The sequence below is a fragment of the Streptomyces sp. SDT5-1 genome, from assembly GCF_052245995.1.
Lineage (GTDB): Bacteria > Actinomycetota > Actinomycetes > Streptomycetales > Streptomycetaceae > Streptomyces.
In genome coordinates, this window is the sequence record NZ_CM125963.1 from 7,177,411 (window position 1) to 7,192,815 (window position 15,405).

The window sequence follows — 15,405 nt, forward strand, 5'->3', positions numbered from 1 at the left end:
TGCGCACGTCCGGGGCGGGGAGTGCGCGGGACGCCGGGGTGGGGGAGTTGCTTCACGAGGCGGCGACCACCGCCGCCTCGACGGTGCGGCTACTTCTGCACGAGGCCTTCGATCTCGGTGTTGGCCGCGTCGAGCGCGCTCTTCGCCGAGGCCTTGCCCTGGGTGACCTTCTCGATCGCGGTGTCGATCTTCGAGGTGATCTCGGTCCACTTGGGCTGGGCCGGGGAGGCCTTCGCCGACTCCATCTGGGTCTTCCAGACCTTCATGTCCGGGTCGGCGGCCAGCTCGCCGGACTTCCAGGCGTTGACGTTGGCCGGGAGGTCCTTGGTGCGCTCGTACCAGTCGGCCTGGCCCTTGGTGTCCGTGAGGTACTTCACGAGCTCCTTGGCGGCGGCCTTGTGCTCGCTGTCCGCGGAGATCGTCAGCGCCGAGCCGCCCGCCATCGAGGCGGAGGTCTCGTCGGCGGGCACGTTGGCGACGGCCCACTTGCCCTTGAGGTCCGGGTAGTTGTCGGCCAGCAGACCCATGTGCCACGGGCCGCCGAAGAACATCGGTACCGAGCCGTTGTTGAAGTCCTTGGTCACGTCGTAGCCCGGACGCACGGACTTCTCGCTCAGGCCCTTCTTGAAGTAACTGCCGTAGTTCTCAAGGGCCTTGACGGCCTGTGGGCTGTTGGCGACGACCTTGCCGTCCTCGGTGACGAGTTCGCCGCCCGCCGAGTACAGGAACTGGTAGAAGCTCTGCACGGTGTCGAGGCCGCCCGGCTGGATGGACAGGCCCCACTTGGTGCCGGCCTTGTCCTGGTACTTCTCGGCGGCCTGCTGGAGCTCGGTCATCGTGGCCGGCGCCTTGTCGATGCCGGCCTTCTTCGCCAGGTCGGTGCGGTAGTAGAGCGCGCGGGTGTCGACGTACCACGGCACGCCGTAGGTGTCACCGTCGTACTGGCCCTGCTTCCAGCCGGCCGGGAAGTAGTCCTTCTCCTTGAAGGTCTTGGTGTCGACCTTCTCCAGGGCGCCCATGTCCGCGAACTCGGTGAGGTAGCTGCCGCCCATCTGCATCACGTCGGGCAGCTTGTTCGCCGCGGCGGCCGAGACCAGCTTCTGGTGGGCGACGTCCCAGCCGATCGGGGTCACCTTGACCGTGATGTTCGGGTTCGCCTTCTCGTAGACCTTGGCGACGTCGGCGAGCTTCTCACCCTCGGTGCCCATGGCCCACACCGTGAGCGTCTGCTTCGCGTCGGCCTTGACCTGGTCGCCGCCGGAGCCGCCGCAAGCGGTCAGGGTGAGTGCGGACGCCAGGGTGACGCCGATCGCGGCGGTGGTGGCTCGGCGGTTCATGGACGGCTCCTCCTTGAGCGGACCGTGGAATGTAAGCGCTCTTTGTAAGCGCATACATCACTCTGTAAGAACGCTTTCGATGTGGCAAGAGGGGCGTGGTCACACTCTCGTAACGGCAGTGACATCACGGGAGAGTCATCAAGCGGAAGGCGTCCCGTGGCATCAAGAGGTAGACGTCACGTGACATCAAGGGGAGACACCACATGGCATCAAGGGGACACCACATGGCATCAAGGGGAGACATCACGTGCCATCAAGGGGCAAGCGGGGCCACCTCCAGAAGGTCATACCTCCTGATCTAAGGTCTCGGCCATGACCAACGGCACAGTCGACGACGGCGACCGCTCGGCCCGTGACTTCGCGCACGACTTCCCCTTCGACCCCGCCTACGGCCGGACGTTGAACGAGCTGCTGCGCGTCCCCGCGCCAGATGCCCCCGCCGACTTCGACGCGTTCTGGCGCTCGCGCTACGAGGCGGCCCGCGCGGTGGACCCGAAGCCCGAGGTCGGACGGCTCGTCGAGGAGCGGGACGGCGCCCGGATCCATGAGGTGTCGTACACCTCGGTCGGCGGCGTCCGGCTCGGCGGGTGGCTCGTGCTGCCCGCCGAGGGGGAGGCGGAGCACGGCTTCGTCGTGGGACACGGCTACGGAGGCCGCGACCAGGTGGGCCCCGACGTACCGCTGCCGTTGCCCCGGTCCGCGGCGATCCTGCCGTGCGTGCGCGGCATGGCGGACCGCGGCCTGCTGCCCGGCGTGCCGTCCGTCGCCGCGGAGCACGTCCTGCACGGGATCGCCTCGCGTGACACCTACGTCATCGGCGAGTGTGTCGCCGACCTGTGGTGTGCCGCGGCGGCGCTGCTGGAGCTGGTGCCGGAGCTGAACGGTCCCGACCCGCGCCTGGGATACCTCGGCGTGAGCTTCGGTGGCGGGCTCGGTGCCCTGGCGCTGCCGTGGGACGAGCGGTTCGCCGTGGGACAGCTGACCGTGCCGACGTTCGGCAACCACCCGCTGCGGCTGACCCTGGACTGCGTCGGCAGCGGGGCGGCCGTCCGCCGGTACCACGCGGAGCACCCCGAGGTCGTCGACGTGCTGAGCTACTTCGACGCGGCGACGGCGGCCGGCCGGCTGGGCAAGCCGGTGCTGGTGGCGGCGGCACTCTTCGACCCGTCGGTGCCGCCGCCCGGCCAGTTCGCCGTGTACAACGCGCTCGCCGGGGCGCGGGAGCTGAGGGTGCTGGAGGCCGGGCACTACGAGTACGAGGGCACGCGGCAAGAGCAGGCCGGACTGGACGCCGCCACCGCGGACTTCTTCGCCCGCGTGCTGAGGTGAGGTGAGGGGGTGAGGTGAGGGGGGTGGGGTGAGGGGACGACCTGGGGTGTCACGGCGCCCCAGGCGTGGACCCGACCGGGGGTCTACTTCACGTGCCCCGCGCACCCGCAGCTGGCCCGGCGCACGACCGACACCGGCAACACCTTCGAGACCGGACTGTGGGCCCGCCGCCCGGTCAGACGGCGGACCAGCAGCTCCACCGCCTCCTCGCCCATCTGCCGCATCGGCTGGTGCACGGTGGTGAGCGCGGGCCGCACCAGGCGGCCGAGCGCGATGCCGTCGAAGCCGGTGACCGCGATGTCCTCCGGCACCCGCACACCCCGGCGCTCGAAGGAGTGCAGGGCGCCGACCGCCAGCTGGTCGTTGGCGAACAGCACGGCCTGCGGCCGCTCACCGGGCCTGTCGAGCAGGGCGTCGGCGGCGCGGGCGCCCTCGGCCTGCGTCATCATGCCGACGCTGACGTCGGGTTCCTCGGGCGCGGGGATTCCCGCGGCGCGGCAGGCCTCCACGTACCCGCGGAAACGGGCCCGTACGTCCGGAGAGTCCTCGGCGGCGCCGACGTAGGTGAGCCGGCGCAGCCCGTGGTCCTCGATGAGGTGGCGGGTGAGCTCGCGCTGACCGTCGGCGTTGGCGACCTCGACGTGGTCCAAGTGGTCGAGGACGTCGGGCTCGCGCGGCCCGGCCAGCATGACCACCGGCTGGCGCTGCGCGATGACCTCCAGGTCCTCCGTCGGCACGGTGCGGGCCATCACGGCGAACCCGTCGGACCGGCCCGCCACCTTCGCCACCTGGCTCTCCGGGCCGCCCTTGGGGGAGGCCGCGATCAGCAGCGCGTACCCGTGGCGGCGCGCGGCCCGTTCCATGCCGCGGATGATCTGGTCGGCGTAGAGCACCGCGGCGTCGTCCTCCACCTCGTCGCCCGGGCCGTGCCCCACCTCCGACTCGACGTCCGGGTCGGAGTAGTCGGGCAGGCACAGGCCGAGCACGCCCGTGGAACGGCTGGCGAGGCCGCGGGCGTTGCCGCTGGGTACGTAGCCGAGCTCACGGGCGGCCGCGAGGACCCGCTCGCGGGTCTGGGCGCGGACCGTGTCGGGTGTGCGGAACACGCGGGACACAGTGGCAATGGACACGCCGGAGCGTTCGGCGACGTCGTACACCGTGGGGGCTGTGCTCACTGGGTGGAATCCCCCGAGTCCGTTGCGGCCCAGCAGGGGCCTGAGTCTATGAAAGCGCATTCACTTTAGGCGGATGGCGTCGGTGGGGCAAGGGAAGTCGATCACGAAGCGCCTCGTGTGCACACCTCCGGGCGGGGGCCCCGGTCCAGAGCCGTCCGCGGCGCTCGCTCGCCGGGAGCTCGCCCTTCCACGCCGTTCGGCCGTCGGCGGAGCGCAGGACGCGTGTCGATTGCCGGCTCTGGAACAGCCGGGCGGTGTGGGTGTGCCGGATCGTCGTGTAGGCGCCCACGGAGGGGATGTCGAGGTCCGTACCGCCCCTCGGACCGCCAGCGTTCCTTGCCGTCGTCGGCGTTGAGGCAGATGACGCCGTCGGGGGTGGGCGGGACGAAGCCGTCGGGGGCGGACACCGGTTCGGGGGGGCGGTCCCCGGTGGGGGCCTCACCCTTGAAGGTCCCTTCTCCCTGCCGGGGCGGACGTCGATGGCCATGGGGGCGGCTGCGTTCGCCCTTGAGGTGGGGGAGCAGGAGGGGGCCGGACAGCGGGGCTGCCGGGGCCCTCTCCTCGATGCTGCCGGAGGCACGGTCGTGACCTCGGCCAGGGGGACGCGCCACTTCTCCTTTCCTGCGCGGGCACCGAGGACGAGAACGATGCGCTTCTGGGTGGCCTTGTCGCGGAAGAGGACGGCATCATCCGTGTGCTGCGGCGCGCTGATGCCCCACAGCTTCCTTCCGGTCGCTGCGCCGAGCGCCGTCGAGCCACCCTTGTTTCGCAGGGGGAGGGGAGCCATGCCGGAAGAGTTCCGGGTCGATGTCGAGGAGTTGAGCGGGTTCGCTACCCGGTTGGACGAGTGCACGTCCGAGAAGGGTGCGGCCGATCAGCAGATGGACCGTATTGGCGACGGCGCCCGCCAGACCGTGCTCAGCATCGTCCCCCGAACAATCCCGCCCGCAGCGTAGGTGGGCCAGGGGTGAGCAGGGACTGGCGTCCTGCGGTCAGTCGGCGCCACCGGCTGCCGAACCTCTTTCGTTGCGCGGCCTGGCGTGGGGCGGGCGGCGCAGGTGCGCGGTGGACGGATCGGCCGCCGACGGATGGACAACGGATGGACAAGCGCACGGCAGTCCCTGGCGGGACACGGTGGATCTTGGCCGTGACGCAACCGCCGGCCCCATTGGTCCCCGGGTGGGCCCCAGGAGCCGCTCAAGTGCACTGCCCGTCAAGCGATCCCGTCCGCTGCTTCAGGGCCGGTCGGCCGCGTCAGCTGCGTCGAGGTTCGCCGGTTCTGCTTGATGTGGGGAGCCCCGTGCCCACCCTCACCGTCTCGGATCTGCACGTGGTGATGTGCTGTGCGCGGTGCACTGTCACCTGTACGCGGTGCTGAGCTGCACTGTTTCCTGGGGAGTCGAACCCCCGCGTTGCTCTTCACGCGCCAGGAGTGGGCCGGAAACCGCCGACCCTCGGTGTGTGCACGCCTCCGACACGATTACCTGCTCCACATCGTCATGCCCTCCGATGGCTGCCTAGTCCAGCAGGTCAACCTCCCAGTTCGCGCGCTGGATACGCACGTCGATCTCGCGGATCTCGCGTGCGAGGACATCGGACTGCGTGCGCAGTTCGGCGACCGAGAGCGCGGAGAGCATCACCAGCTCGGAGCGCAGCTGTCGGCCGTATCCCCGGTTGCCCGACCCTGCAGCCGAGTCCGCCGCCTTGGTGATGACTGAGTGGCGAAGGCGCAGCACGTCCCGGCGCGCGAGCGCGTCGGTGAGCGTGCTGTTCTCGTCGATCCGCACTGTGGCGTTGGTGCGGTTGATCCGCTGGATCAGGAGCTCGAGGCGGTCCAGGACCTCGCCGACCTCGGTCAGCAACTGCGGCGCGTCCTCTGCGGGCGTCTCGCCCTCCTGATAGCGCGCGTTGTCGACGATGCGTGCCCGCAACTGCTCGACCCGACGTGTCGCGTCCGCCCGCTCCGCCAGGGCCTCGGCCAGCTTCATTGGATCCACCCCCGCTCGTTGTTGGTCCGGCCGACTTTACGGACGTGCCCCCTGCGAAACCACGGAATATTCAACGTCCGGCCCGATGCGCGGAGTAGGCAGCGATACCTGCGCTGTAACCACACCCAGGTGTAACGGCTTGTCGCCTCGGGGGCATCGCCAGTGGCAGGTGACAGGCTTGCGGGATGCTGATCGAGGGATACGACGAAGGTCCGTTGGCTGCCGGGGAGTCACTTCTGACGCGCCCCGGGTTCTGGTCGAACTACCTGCTGGAGATTTCCGCTGGCGGGACGAGTGATGAGCGTCCTGTCCCGGAATGGTTCGGCGATGACGGCGCTGACACGGAAGCCTTGTCCGAGATCCTCATGGACCCCGAATGGTGGCCTGTGTTCAGGGTGCCTGCCTCGAGCGGCCCCGGAATCGTCGTGGTCTACCGCAACTTGGTGGGCGATTACGGCACCGACTTCCTACTCTTCCCTGAAGACCAAAGCGTCGCGAGACGGATCGCAGGCGGGGAGGGCGAGCTGTCAGGAACCGGGCTGACCTGGCAGGATCTGCTGAATATCGCGGACAACCCAGCGCCCGGCGCCGCCGGGGTCAGCGATCCCGACGCTCGCCTGCTTTTGATTCTTCCCCTCCTTGGCGATCCGGATGTTGCGGAGGGAGCCTCTGCAAGAGTCAGCGCCGCCCTCATCGCGGTCGGGGCCCCGCAGGGCACCGCATCCAGCACTGCGGACCATCTGCTCGGTCGCCTGATGAGCAGAGCGTGGCACGACCCCACATGGGGCTCACCCCTGAGCGACAGTTGAACCTGCTGCCGAAAGGGAAGAACTACCGCTATCCCACGGCACGCAACAAGTGGTCATGGACGCCGACACGCGCCTGGTCGTCATGGTCGGCCGATCTCTTCGGGGTAACCGCCACGACTCTCGCTGCTGTGCAGAACCCGGCGCTGGAGCTGGTGTCGGCAACACCAAGACCATTGCCGACGGAGGCTGCCAACGCGCAGGGCTGGTCGTCCAGCACCACAGAACGAAGGGCGAGGACCTTCCAGCCTGGAAGGAGGATCACAACCGCTACCAAGGGCGGGTTCGGGCCCGTAATGAGCACACCTTCGTCCGCATGAAGGGCCGGATAGACGAACGGCCGTAGTGGCAAGCGGCCGTGCCGCTACGCGTCCGAGAGCATTACGGACAGCCTTTAGGTGGAGCTGCCCGTACTTGTGCGGCTCTTGAGGTGGCTGATCAACGTGCGGAGTGTTGACCAGGCGTCGACGGCGGTGTCATTCCCCACACCGCTGGCGGAGGGCATTCTTACCGGCGTACGTGATCCGGTCCCGGGTCGATGGTGGCGTCGGCGCGAGATGCCTGAAAAGGGTCAACTGGCCTTCGGCTCCGTCATGGTGGGCAGTCCGGGGGAGGGGGCACCCCCGTCCCGGCCGATCTCCCGCGCAGCGGCTACGTAGGCGCGCACTCCCGGGTCGCGCTCGTCGGGGCGCCAGCACAGCGCCGTACGGGTCTCCTCGACATCGCTCAGTGGTACGAAGGTGACGCCCGGGCGCTGGTAGTGCGATGCGGCCGCGGCGGCAGCGAGGCAGAGCCCGCGTCCGGCGGCGCACAGGTCCAGCAACTCGTCGAAGTCGCTGGCCCGTGGACCGCGCGCGGGGCTGGAGCCGTCGGCCCGCGGGTCGACCAGCCACCAGTCGGTGGCGCTCTGCGGCGCCTCGGCGAGGATGAGGAAGACATCGTCGTTGGTCTCCTCGATGCTGACCGCGTCGCGTCCGGCCAATCGGTGGCCGGACGGAACTCCGAGCAAGCGCGGCCGGCGTCCGACCGTGACCCAGCGGACGGACGGCCCGGTCGGAGGCAACGGCTCTGGCAGGTACAGCACGTCCAGGCTGCCCTCGTGCAGAGCCGCGAGGGCGCTGTCGATGCCGGTCCGCCGGGTGGTCACCTGCACGTCAGGATGGCGCTCGGCCATCCGCGCCATGGCCGCGGCACGCTGCTCGTCGGCCGCGGCCGCGAAGACTCCGACCCGCACCGTGCCCGGCGGCGCTGCGGCCTGCGCGGCAGCCCAGAGGGCCACCGTCTCGTGTGCCTGGGTGGCGGCCCGCGCCAGCGGCAGAAACTCCCGTCCGGTGGGCGTGAGTTCGACTCCTTGCCGGGTCCGGGTGAACAGCCGCGCGCGTACGAGCCGCTCCAGGCGGGTGATCTGCTGGCTGAGCGAGGGCGGGGCCAGATGCAGCCGCTGCGCGGCTCGCCCCATGTGCCCCTCCTCGGCGAGGGCCACGAAGTAGCGCAGGGCGTGCGCGGACACGTCCACCGGCTGGCTCCTTCCCGCCCAGCCGCCCGATGCGAGCCGGCCGGCCCTGTCCGCGGCCCACTGGATGACCTGGGCTCTTAGGACGTGCCGAACGGTACACAGCCAGATCCTTCTTGCCCAGGCCCCGGAGCGATGAGCACTGTTCTGCCCAGACGATCAGTGGCCAACGGTGTCCATGCCGACGTCCCCACGAGCCGGCCGGGTGCCACGAGCAAGGAGTCTCTCGTTCATGTGTGACCTGCCCGCAACCGCGTCCTGTGCCGACCCCGGCGAGGCCACTGTCGCGAAGCGTCGAGGCCCGTCGCGCCGCGGCGTCGTAGGGGCCCTCGCCGCAGCCGTGACGGCCGGGGGACTGCCCGGCCTGACGGCGACCGCCACCGCGTCCACCGCCGCGAGCCGTACCTCCACCCCGTCCGGCTCCGAGCCACTGTCGCTCACTCTGCTCGGGACGCTCGGCGGATCGCCGCCGCTGGCCGCGCGGTTCGGCATCTCCAGCGCACTCGTCGTCAACGGACGCACCTACGTGGTCGACTGCGGACGCGGCGCCGTCAGCCAGTACATGCGCGCCGGCCTGTCGATGCCGTCGCTGGCGGGCATCTTCCTCACCCACCTCCACGCGGACCACACCGCCGACTACTTCAACTTTCCTCTCCTGAGCGCCGGGGTCGAGGGCAAGCAGGGTTTCCAGTCGACGGTCGACGTGTACGGGCCGGGCCCCTCCGGCCTCGCCTCCCGGGTCGCGGACGCGGCAGGCGCCACCCCGGGAATCGCCGAGCTGACCCGGCTGGCGAGTCGGGCCTCCGCCGCCTCCACGACGTTCTTCCTCGCCGAACACCTCGGCATCGACCCGGTGACGCTGCTCGACGTCCATGAGGTGATGCCGCCCGACTCGGCCGGCGCGTCGTCGGCGCACACGGCGCCGACCGGCATGGCGCCCTTCACCGTCATGGAGAACGACGACGTCAAGGTGTCGGCGATCCTGGTGCCGCACGGAGCGGTCTACCCGGCGTACGCCTACCGGTTCGACACCGAGTACGGCAGCGTCGTCTTCTCCGGTGACACCGGCCCGACACCCAACATCCCCCGACTGGCCAAGGACGCGGACATCCTGGTGCACGAGACGGCGGACATGGCGGTCCTGCCCGAACTGGGCTACCCCACGGCCGCGATCGACCACATCCGCGCCGTGCACACCGACGTCACGCTGCTGGGCGGCATCGCCGCCGAGGCGGGCGTGCGGACCCTCGTGGCCAGCCACCTCACGCCGGGAGATCCGACCGTGCTGTCCGACGCGCAGTGGCGCAAGTCCCTGCGCGCCAGCGCCCGCGAGGCCGACTTCCGCGGCGCCATGATCCTGGGAGAGGACCTCATGCGGGTCCCGATCCCGTCCGCCCGTCGCAGCTGACATCCACACACAACAGTCGTACGACCCGAACGGATCGGCCCGGGCCTACCCGCCGAGCGACACGATCGACACGGACGTCTCCCCGTCGGGTGCCTCGTAGGTGACGGTGTCACCCGCGCGGTGGCCCAGCAGGGCGCTGCCGAGGGGGCTGTCGTACGTGACCATCGTCGGGTTCCGCGGCTCCGCGACCTCGCCGATGTCGACGGTCGTGGTCGTGTTGTCGGCGAACCGCAGGGTGACGGTGCTGCCCATGCCGACCTCGACGGTCGAGGGTGGACCCGCGTCGTCGGCCTGGCGGAGCCGCACGGTGATCTCCTCGATGCGGTCGTCGAGGCGTCCGATCACGTCCAGGCGCCGCAACTCGTCGGCCTGGTCGGCGCGGTCGCCCGTATCGGGGTTGTCCTGCAGCGTCGCCGCGTCCGCGTCGCGCTCGGCGCGCAAGTCGGCGAGTTCCTGCTCCAGCGCGCGGCGTGCCGCGGCGCTGATCGGCTGCGGTTCTCCGGTCATCACTGCTCCCGCGTACGGAGGCCGAGCGGCCCGCTGCTCCGTGGGGCGCGGCCCGTGCCGTCAGCTTTCGTAGTCACTGGGCGGAAAGGCCTCGCGCTGCGCACGCGTCTTCTTGCCCGATGACACCTCGCCCCGGTCGACTTCACGGTCGACCTCGGCCTGCGCCTCTTCGTACTGTTCGCGGGAGCTCTTCCGCGCCGTGTCGTGGAGGCCCACGGCGCGCTCGTCCTCGCGCGTGCGGCGCTCGAGTTGTTCCGTGTCGGGGCGCACGGGCATGCCCCGGCCGTGGGCCGTGTTCGGGTTGCCTTCGACTTGCTTGTTGGACTTGTGGTGACCCGACATGTGTCCTCCTTGGCGCTCCCCGGGCACCAGGGGTACTCGGGGTGATGCGGCGGCATCGGGGATCCGTACAACTCAATCGCGATGTCCGCATGGTCGCAAACGGAGGGGCACGGACGCGGCGACCTGCTGGTCTCCGCGCCTCGCGAAGGCCGCCGCGGTACGCGGTTCCCCAGGCGGCAAGAGGGATGCCGGAGCAGCCCGGTCCGTGGCGCCTCAGCCCATCCGGCGGGCGTCGACGGCGTCGTCACCGAAGGACGCCGTGAGTGCCCGCGCGATCAAGTCGGGCAGGTTGGTGTGTCCGTCGTCTTCGACCCAGCGCGTCAGCGCCGTGTGCATCGCGGCGATGCAGGCACTGGCCACCGCCTGGGCCTGGAACGCGGCGTCGGGGTCGGCCGAGTCGTCCCCGAGGGCATCGACGACGGCCCGTTGCAGCGCGTACTGGCTGTCCAAGTGCCGCGCCCGTAGCGCAGGCGTGGAGACCATGAGCCGGAGGCAGTCCAGCAGGAACCGTTCGTTCGCTGCCTGTTCGTCTCCGGTGCCGCTCGTCGAGGCCGTGGCCGCGGCGATGAGCGCGTTGCCGATGCGGCGGACCAGGGGTTGCGTCGCGGACGACGCCGCAACGTGCTCGGCGATGAGCTGGGCCGGCTGGTCGATGAGGACGAGGTCTTCCTTGGTGGGGAAGTGCCGGTACACGGTCATCGCGGAGACGCCGACGGCATCGGCGACGTCCGCCACCGTTACCGCGTCGTAGCCGTGCTCGGTGAACAGTCGCACCGCGTGTGTCTGGATCAGGCGCCGTGTCTCGGAACGTCGTTGTTCCCGCAGGGTTGGTTGCTGCTCTCTCACGTGTTAGACACTACCATCATGTTAGTCACTAACATTCGGATGGGGTGGGGGCATGGGCGATCTGATGGGCAGGACTGCTCTGGTGACGGGTGCGTCGCGCGGCATCGGACAGGCGATCGCGGGTCGGCTGGCAGCTGAAGGAGCCACGGTCGTCGTGCACTTCGGCACGGACGAGGCCGGGGCCGCGGCAACGCTCGACGCGATGGAACGGGCCGGTGGAACCGGCTTCGCCGTCCGGGCCGAACTGGGCGTGGACGGCGATGTCGAGACACTCTTCGCCGCCGTGGAGGCCGGCTTGGGCGGTCGGCCGCTGGACATCGTCGTCAACAACGCGGCGGCCGCACCGGCCGGCGCGCTCGGCGTCACGACGCGAGCAGAGTTCGACCACTTGTTCGCGGTGAACGTCCGGGCGCCGTACTTCATCATCGAGCGTGCGCTGCCTCTGCTGCGCGAGGGCGGCCGGATCATCTCGATCTCGTCGGTGGCGACCCGGATGGCCAACTCGTCCCAGACGTCCTTCGCCATGACGAAGGGCGCGATCGAGACGATGACGAAGACCCTCGCCGGTCAACTCGGCCCTCAGGGGACAACGGTGAACGCGGTCGCTCCCGGGGCCACCAGGACAGCGAGCAACGGAGCTGTCTTCGACGCGCCGGGCCTCACCGAACAGATCTCGGGCATGACGGCACTCGGCAGGCTGGGCGCGCCCGACGACGTAGCCGATGTGGTCGCCTTCCTCGCCTCCGATGCCGCCCGCTGGGTCACCGGGCAGATCCTCGACGCGAGCGGTGGCCTGTTCCTCGGCCCACGCGTCTGATCGGCAAAGACCCACAACGCCCACCAGGGCTCCGAGGCGGAAGCGCCCCCTTCGCGGCCCCGGCCCGTCGAGCGGCGCCCACAGGGCTCACACGTCCTCTGCCCGAACCACCTCGACCCCGCGCTCCACGAACGCCGCCACCTGCCCGTCCGTCGCCCCGCTGTCCGTCACCAGCGTCCACCTGGGCGGCAGGGCGGCCCAGGCGTGGAAGGGGGCGTGGCCCAGTTTCGCCGCGTGGGCGAGGACGTAGACCTGGGCGCCACGGCGTGCCATGAGTTCCTTGAGGCGGGTCTGGCGGAGGTCGGCCTCGCAGATGCCGCCGTCGGCCGTGACGCCGTCGGCGGAGAGGAAGACCCGGTCGAAGGTCATGCGTTCCAGGGCGGCTTCGGCGAGTGGGCCGACGAACGACTGGCTCACGGGGCGGAGGGTGCCACCCAGGCACTCGACGTGGACCGAGTCGACGTCGCTCAGTTCGAGCAGCGCGGTGACGCCCGTCGTCGCCACGGTGAGGTCCTCGGCGGTGCGCAGTTCGTGCGCCAGGGCGCCGACCGTGGAGCCGGCGTCGAGGAGGACCGACTCGCCCGTCTGCACTTGTGCCGCCGCCCAGTGCGCGATGGCGCGCTTTTGCGCGTACGCCTCGCCGGAACGCTGGCGCAGCGAGGTCTCCGGATGGGCGCTCACCGCCATCGCGCCGCCGTAGGTGCGGGCGAGGCGGCCCTCGGAGGTGAGGCGGGCCAGGTCGCGGCGGATGGTGGAGGCGGTGACGCCGAAGCGCTGCGACAGCTCCTCGACGCTGGCCAGCCCCGTGGTGTTGGCGAGCCGGAGGATGTCCTCGCGTCGGGTGGCGGACGTGGTGGGCGACATCGCGTTGTCCTTCGCGGTCTTCTCGTGATTCAGCGGGCGGTGGACATTTCGGCGGCCTGCCGCAGCGCCTCGATCATGCTACCGGCCTCGGCGCGGCCCGTACCGGCGATGTCGAACGCGGTGCCGTGGTCCACGGAGGTGCGGATCACCGGCAGGCCGACGGTGAGGTTGACGCCCGCCTCGATGCCGAGGACCTTGACCGGGCCGTGGCCCTGGTCGTGGTACATCGCCACGATCAGGTCGTAATCGCCGCGCGAGGCGAGGAAGAAGGCGGTGTCGGCGGGCAGCGGGCCGCGGGCGTCGATGCCCTCGGCGCGCACCTTCTCCAGAGCCGGGACGATCTTCTCGTCCTCCTCGCCGTAGCCGAACAGGCCGTTCTCCCCGGCATGCGGGTTGATGCCGCACACCCCGATGACGGGGTTCGGGTTCCCGGAGCGGACCATCGCCTCGTGGCCGCGGCGCACGGTGCGCTCCACCAGGCCCGGTTCGATGCGGTTGACGGCGTCGATCAGGCCGATGTGGGTGGTGACGTGGATGACCTTCACCTTCTCGGTGGAGAGCATCATCGACACCTCGTCGACCCCGGTGAGGTGTGCCAGGAGTTCGGTGTGCCCGGGGTAGATGTGTCCGGCGGCGTGCAGGGCGGCCTTGTTGAGCGGTGCGGTGCAGATGCCGTCGATCTCGCCTGCGACGGCCAGGTCGGCCGCGCGCTTGATGTATTCGTACGCCGCGTTGCCGGCCTCGGCGGACAGTTCGCCCCAGGGCAGGTCGGCGGGGAGCAGGCCGAGGTCGATCACGTTGATGCGGCCGGGGGTGAACTCGGCGTCGGCGGGCGCCTTCACCGTCACGACCTCGCAGTCGACGTCGAGGAGAGCGGCGGCCTGCCGCAGGCGTCCGGCGTCGCCGATCACGACGGGGCGGCACCGGCCGAGCGTGAGGGGGTCGAGCACCGCCGGGACGATCACCTCGGGGCCGATGCCGGCGCCGTCGCCCATGGTCAGGCCGATGAGGGGGAGGGGCTGCTGCGCGCTCATGGGGTTGCGCGTGCTCAAGGGGGTGCGCGCGCTCATGGGGTCGTGCGAGCTGATGGGGTTGTGCGTGCTCATGGGATTGCTCAACTCCGTTGGTCGGTGGTGCTGTCGGGTGGGGAGCGCTGTCAGGCGTGCGCGGGGCGCAGGGCGTCGACGATGCGTCCGAGCGAGTCGGCGTCGCCGAAGCTGCCGGGGCGGGTCACGACCGAGCGGCCGTCGGCGGTGCGGGAGTGGACGGCGCCGTGGTGGATCTCCGCGACCGGTCGCAGCGCCGTGATGCGCATCGCGTCGAGGACCCGGCGGGCCGTTTCGCCGCCGGTGAGTACGAGGTCGGGGGTGTGGGGGAGCGCGGCGGCGGTGCGGGCGAGCCCGGCCACCAACTCCCGTGCGGCCTCGGGGCGCACGCCGCCCGAGCCGTCGATGGACAGGACCGTGACGCCGCGCGGGTCGAGGGGCGGAAGCGGAACCGGTGACCGGTCCCGGGTGGTGAGCGTGTCGGGGTGCAGGGGGAGGTGTTGCGCGCCGTCCTTCTCCAGATGCGCGATCTGCGCAACGAGTCCGGGCTCGGCGCTTCCCGCGACGACCAGGAGGGGGCGTCCGGCGGCCGCGGCGGGCGGCTCCGGCATCCCGGTTCCCAGGATGCGACCGAGCGCCGCGGCCAGCCCGCCGCTGCCCAACAGGCGTATGCCCGAACCAAGTTGCAGCGCGGCGGTGGCGACGGCGTCCAGGTCGGCGTCGGTCTCCGCGTCGCACACCGGGTGCAGCCCGCGCCCGGCAAGCTCGGCCAGGCGCTCCGCGAGGCGGCGGGGTTCCCGGCGTACGACATCCAGCGGGACGACTGCCGTCGGAAGCGGCGCGAGGGCCTGCGCGACCGACCGCGGCGGCGCGCACCCTTCTTCCGCGCGCCAGGCGTCGGTCTCGTGCAGCGGTACGCCGCCGATGCGGAGGACGCCGTCGCGCACGGTCCTGCCGCCGACCGGGAGCGCCGTCGCGATCACCAACGCCCGCGCGCCCTCGGCGAACGCCCCGGCCTCGGCGCCGACGTTGCCGCGCAGCAGCGAGTCGCACTTCTTGTACCAGGTCGTCGCTCCGGAGTCGGCCTCGGAGCCGGACCCGGCGTGCGCCGCGAGCGCCGTGCGCACGGCATCCGCCGCCGCCGTGCCCGGAAGCTGACGCGAGTCCAGGTCCACCACGACGGCCTCGCCGTCCGGCGGCGCCGTCGTCGCCGAGGGGTGCAGGCGGAGCAGCGTGGGCTGCCGCAGGAGCGCGGCCACCTCCGCGGCGCCCGACAGGTCATCGGCGAGCGCCACCACTGGGGGCGCGGTCTTGCGAGCGTGCACGAAAACCTCCTCTTGCGGCCCGGGGTTCGGCGCAGGCGTGACGGCGGACCGCGGCGTCGGCGAGCTCCGGGTGGGTCCAGATCATGGCATGCGATGCGCGAT

The 15,405-nt window shown here is 70.8% G+C and carries 15 protein-coding genes; 5 read left to right on the forward strand and 10 right to left on the reverse strand.

Features of this window, described 5'->3' with window-relative positions; translation table 11 throughout:
• Positions 1–89: 89 nt before the first annotated feature.
• Positions 90–1,337: a sugar ABC transporter substrate-binding protein gene (locus ACTWJ8_RS32910; RefSeq protein WP_443261204.1), complete on the reverse strand. Its 1,248-nt coding sequence runs from the start codon at positions 1,335–1,337 to the stop codon at positions 90–92.
• Between the two features lie 312 nt (positions 1,338–1,649).
• Here ACTWJ8_RS32910 and ACTWJ8_RS32915 point away from each other — a divergent pair, with 312 nt between their 5' ends.
• The gene (locus tag ACTWJ8_RS32915; protein ID WP_443261205.1) at positions 1,650–2,666 is read left to right on the forward strand and encodes an acetylxylan esterase; all 1,017 of its coding nucleotides are present in this window, start codon (positions 1,650–1,652) and stop codon (positions 2,664–2,666) included.
• A gap of 83 nt (positions 2,667–2,749) precedes the next feature.
• Here the strand turns inward: ACTWJ8_RS32915 and ACTWJ8_RS32920 are convergent, their stop codons facing one another.
• The gene (locus ACTWJ8_RS32920) at positions 2,750–3,841 is read right to left on the reverse strand and encodes a LacI family DNA-binding transcriptional regulator (RefSeq protein ID WP_443261206.1); all 1,092 of its coding nucleotides are present in this window, start codon (positions 3,839–3,841) and stop codon (positions 2,750–2,752) included.
• Between the two features lie 785 nt (positions 3,842–4,626).
• Here ACTWJ8_RS32920 and ACTWJ8_RS32925 point away from each other — a divergent pair.
• Positions 4,627–4,797, forward strand: a complete 171-nt coding sequence (locus ACTWJ8_RS32925; RefSeq protein WP_443261207.1) for a hypothetical protein — start codon at positions 4,627–4,629, stop codon at positions 4,795–4,797.
• A gap of 561 nt (positions 4,798–5,358) precedes the next feature.
• On the opposite strand, the gene ACTWJ8_RS32930 is transcribed toward ACTWJ8_RS32925, so the two are convergent.
• Positions 5,359–5,829: a DIP1984 family protein gene (locus ACTWJ8_RS32930; protein ID WP_356373611.1), complete on the reverse strand. Its 471-nt coding sequence runs from the start codon at positions 5,827–5,829 to the stop codon at positions 5,359–5,361.
• A 185-nt stretch (positions 5,830–6,014) separates the two neighbouring features.
• Here ACTWJ8_RS32930 and ACTWJ8_RS32935 point away from each other — a divergent pair, with 185 nt between their 5' ends.
• On the forward strand, positions 6,015–6,638 hold the full coding sequence (locus ACTWJ8_RS32935) for a hypothetical protein (RefSeq protein ID WP_443261208.1): 624 nt from the start codon (positions 6,015–6,017) through the stop codon (positions 6,636–6,638).
• A gap of 568 nt (positions 6,639–7,206) precedes the next feature.
• Here ACTWJ8_RS32935 and ACTWJ8_RS32940 read toward each other — a convergent pair.
• Positions 7,207–8,151, reverse strand: a complete 945-nt coding sequence (locus ACTWJ8_RS32940) for a LysR family transcriptional regulator (protein WP_443261209.1) — start codon at positions 8,149–8,151, stop codon at positions 7,207–7,209.
• A 229-nt stretch (positions 8,152–8,380) separates the two neighbouring features.
• Between ACTWJ8_RS32940 and ACTWJ8_RS32945 the strand changes: the two genes are divergently transcribed.
• A complete protein-coding gene (locus ACTWJ8_RS32945) occupies positions 8,381–9,556 on the forward strand; it encodes an MBL fold metallo-hydrolase (RefSeq protein ID WP_443261210.1) in 1,176 nt (391 codons plus the stop codon).
• A 45-nt stretch (positions 9,557–9,601) separates the two neighbouring features.
• Here the strand turns inward: ACTWJ8_RS32945 and ACTWJ8_RS32950 are convergent, their stop codons facing one another.
• From ACTWJ8_RS32950 to ACTWJ8_RS32960, 3 genes are all read right to left on the reverse strand, one after another.
• The gene (locus ACTWJ8_RS32950; protein ID WP_443261211.1) at positions 9,602–10,063 is read right to left on the reverse strand and encodes a GreA/GreB family elongation factor; all 462 of its coding nucleotides are present in this window, start codon (positions 10,061–10,063) and stop codon (positions 9,602–9,604) included.
• A gap of 60 nt (positions 10,064–10,123) precedes the next feature.
• Positions 10,124–10,405, reverse strand: coding sequence for a hypothetical protein (locus tag ACTWJ8_RS32955; protein ID WP_356373606.1), 282 nt, complete (start codon positions 10,403–10,405; stop codon positions 10,124–10,126).
• Positions 10,406–10,618: 213 nt separating this feature from the next.
• Positions 10,619–11,179 (reverse strand): TetR/AcrR family transcriptional regulator, encoded by a 561-nt coding sequence (locus ACTWJ8_RS32960; protein ID WP_443261213.1) that lies wholly within the window; start codon positions 11,177–11,179, stop codon positions 10,619–10,621.
• 124 nt (positions 11,180–11,303) lie between these two features.
• On the opposite strand from ACTWJ8_RS32960, the gene ACTWJ8_RS32965 reads away from it, so the two are divergent.
• Positions 11,304–12,068: an SDR family NAD(P)-dependent oxidoreductase gene (locus tag ACTWJ8_RS32965; protein ID WP_356373604.1), complete on the forward strand. Its 765-nt coding sequence runs from the start codon at positions 11,304–11,306 to the stop codon at positions 12,066–12,068.
• Between the two features lie 87 nt (positions 12,069–12,155).
• Here ACTWJ8_RS32965 and ACTWJ8_RS32970 read toward each other — a convergent pair whose 3' ends face one another.
• From ACTWJ8_RS32970 to ACTWJ8_RS32980, 3 genes are read right to left on the reverse strand one after another with little or no spacing between them, the layout of a single operon-like run.
• The gene (locus ACTWJ8_RS32970) at positions 12,156–12,932 is read right to left on the reverse strand and encodes a DeoR/GlpR family DNA-binding transcription regulator (protein ID WP_356373603.1); all 777 of its coding nucleotides are present in this window, start codon (positions 12,930–12,932) and stop codon (positions 12,156–12,158) included.
• A gap of 29 nt (positions 12,933–12,961) precedes the next feature.
• Positions 12,962–14,038 carry a 4-hydroxythreonine-4-phosphate dehydrogenase PdxA gene (gene pdxA / locus ACTWJ8_RS32975; protein ID WP_356373602.1) on the reverse strand — a complete coding sequence of 359 codons (1,077 nt, stop codon included), beginning with the start codon at positions 14,036–14,038 and terminating at the stop codon, positions 12,962–12,964.
• Between the two features lie 50 nt (positions 14,039–14,088).
• Entirely contained in the window at positions 14,089–15,303 is a 1,215-nt protein-coding gene (locus tag ACTWJ8_RS32980; RefSeq protein WP_443261215.1) for a four-carbon acid sugar kinase family protein, read from the reverse strand.
• Between the last annotated feature and the right edge of the window lie 102 nt (positions 15,304–15,405).